General features: G+C 37.3%; 2 protein-coding genes. Both read right to left on the reverse strand.

What is annotated here, in order from left to right; all coding sequences use genetic code 11:
- Nucleotides 1-1,241 (reverse strand): thioredoxin domain-containing protein (locus tag QWC74_RS12505; RefSeq protein ID WP_288994159.1); only part of this gene is annotated, 1,241 nt, incomplete at its 3' end.
- Nucleotides 1,242-1,363: 122 nt separating this feature from the next.
- On the reverse strand, nucleotides 1,364-2,485 hold a 1,122-nt coding region (locus QWC74_RS12510; RefSeq protein ID WP_288994161.1), incomplete at its 5' end, for a sensor histidine kinase KdpD.

The following is a 2,485-nucleotide window of genomic DNA, read 5'->3' on the forward strand; positions in this document are numbered from 1 at the left end:
ATTAAGCCATTCCAAGAGGTTAAGATTTTATCGTCTTTATGAAGATGTGTTCGTTCTAATCGGTAGGTGAGTAATGTTTCACGGCAGGCCTCTAGTTCTTTGATGTCTAGTTCTAGTTTTTTATGATGCAGTCGATTTAAGATATTTTTTCCTTCAAAGTTCCCCTCTTCTGTGACATTATAAAACTCATTAAACCAGTGTCCCTTTTCATGTCCTAGAATCTGGATGATTTCTGCTGGCGTGAAGACATAGAATTTACCTTCTTCCCCTTCACTATCCGCATCTTCTGCACAATAAAATCCACCTTCAGGACTAGTTAATTGAGTTAAGACATACTCTGCGGTTTGCATCGCAATACTTAGGTAACGAGGTTCACGCGTCACTTGATAGGCTTCAGTATAACTAATCATAAGAAGCGCATTATCGTATAGCATTTTCTCAAAATGAGGAACGAGCCAGATTTCATCCGTTGAATAACGTGAAAAGCCATACCCAAGATGATCAAAAATTCCACCTTTGTACATGTGATCGAGTGTTTGAGTCACCATGTCTTGGACAGACTTGTCCTTTGTTTGTTCATCATAACGAAGCAAAAACATGAGTTTGTGCGGCGTCGGAAATTTTGGTGCGGTTCCAAAGCCACCAAATCGTGGATCATAGCTTTGCTTTAGCTGATTGACCCCGTTTTGAATAATGGCCATGGATAAAGAATCCCCTTCAGTCTCTATTCCTTCTAGGTCTTTGAAGTGAGATTCAATCTGTTTGGTAATGTCCGTTACTTTAGCTCGATGATGATTCCAATTGAAGTCAATGTTTTTTAAAACATCGAGAAATCCTGGTCGGCCATAGCGGCTTGTTTTTGGAAAATAAGTTCCCGCATAAAAAGCTTGTTGAGTCGGTGTCATGAAAATGGTGAGTGGCCATCCCCCTTGTCCGGTTAAAGCTTGGCAAATACTCATATAAACCGTATCGATATCGGGTCTTTCTTCACGATCCACTTTAATCGAGATAAAGTGTTCATTTAAATAGGTGGCAACGTCCTCATCTTCAAAAGATTCATGCTCCATGACATGACACCAATGACAAGTTGAGTACCCGATGCTTAAAAAAATGGGTTTGTCTTCTTCTTTTGCTTTGGTAAAGGCTTCATCATTCCAAGGATACCAGTTGACAGGATTATAGGCATGCTGTAAGAGATAGGGGGATTTTTCATGTATTAAATGATTGGCTTGTTTCGTCATATCTTCACTTCCTTCAGAATTGTTGTCTGAATTAGTTTGAGTCATTTTGGCGGAGATATGATAAATAATAAGGGGATCGTTAAAAAGGGATGAGCCAATAAGAGGCTCATCCCTTTTTAACGTTATGATTTTTTAATATCTGCAAGTTCTAACTCAATTTTATAGGTGTCAGGTTCATATGATTTGCATGGGGTATCAGGTAAGCAGAGATTCGGTAATAAGATTTTAAAGGTACTTCCTTTGTGTGCAGCACTTTCTAATTCGATTTTTCCGCCATGTAGACTAACAAGGCTCTTCACCATATAAAGTCCCATCCCAATGCCTTCATTAATTCGTGTCAATGATTTATCGACTTGCACAAATCGTTCAAAAATGAGCGATTGGTCGATGGCGGTAATCCCAATCCCTTCATCTTGCACTTCTAAAACAAACCATTCCTCCTCTATCAGGGTTCGCACTGTAATCGTAGTGGATGGCGAAGAAAACTTAATGGCATTCGATAAAAGATTACATAGAATTCGCTCAATCATCGAACCATCACATTTTAATAGATGATGATTGATGTCTGTTTGAAACTTGATGGAGACGGATTCACAGCACGGATGAGCTGATATGATAGCCGTAACATCTTGTAGTAACTGGATAACCTGATAATTATGAAAATGAGGGACTAATGTATTCATCTCTATTTTTGAAATATCCATTAAGTTATTAACAAGCTTCGTCATCCTTTTTCCACTGACATCGAGTGAGGTACGATATTTTAAATAAATTTGTTTGAATTTTTCATCATTAACGTTCACCATTTGATTTAGTAACTGAATGACTGAACAAAAGACATTTAATGGCGTTTTTAATTCATGAGAAAGATTTGAAATAAATTGAGTTTTTTCGTGATCATAGACCTTTAACTTTTCGAGTTCGAGTTCTTTTGATTTGTCAAAATAGGTGACCGCTATTTCTTTTTTGCCATCATTTTCGGTGATGACTTGAATACTACAATCAACTGTTCGTTTTACATTATTTAAGTCGACATTTAGACTCCCACGCCATTTTCCAGTTTGATTAAGGTGTTGTCTGATCAGATGGATTTTTTCGTGAGCTAACATATAAGGAGGAAGAATTTGATTTAGACGATGTAGGTCTGTTTCATGGTAGTATTCTTGCATTTTTTTGTTCGCGTACAAGATGTTCCATTCTTCATCCATTAAAAACATATAACTGTGTTTATTATCATCTGTTAG

Source organism: uncultured Turicibacter sp., from assembly GCF_938044715.1.
GTDB classification, from domain to species: Bacteria; Bacillota_I; Bacilli_A; order MOL361; family Turicibacteraceae; genus Turicibacter; species Turicibacter sanguinis.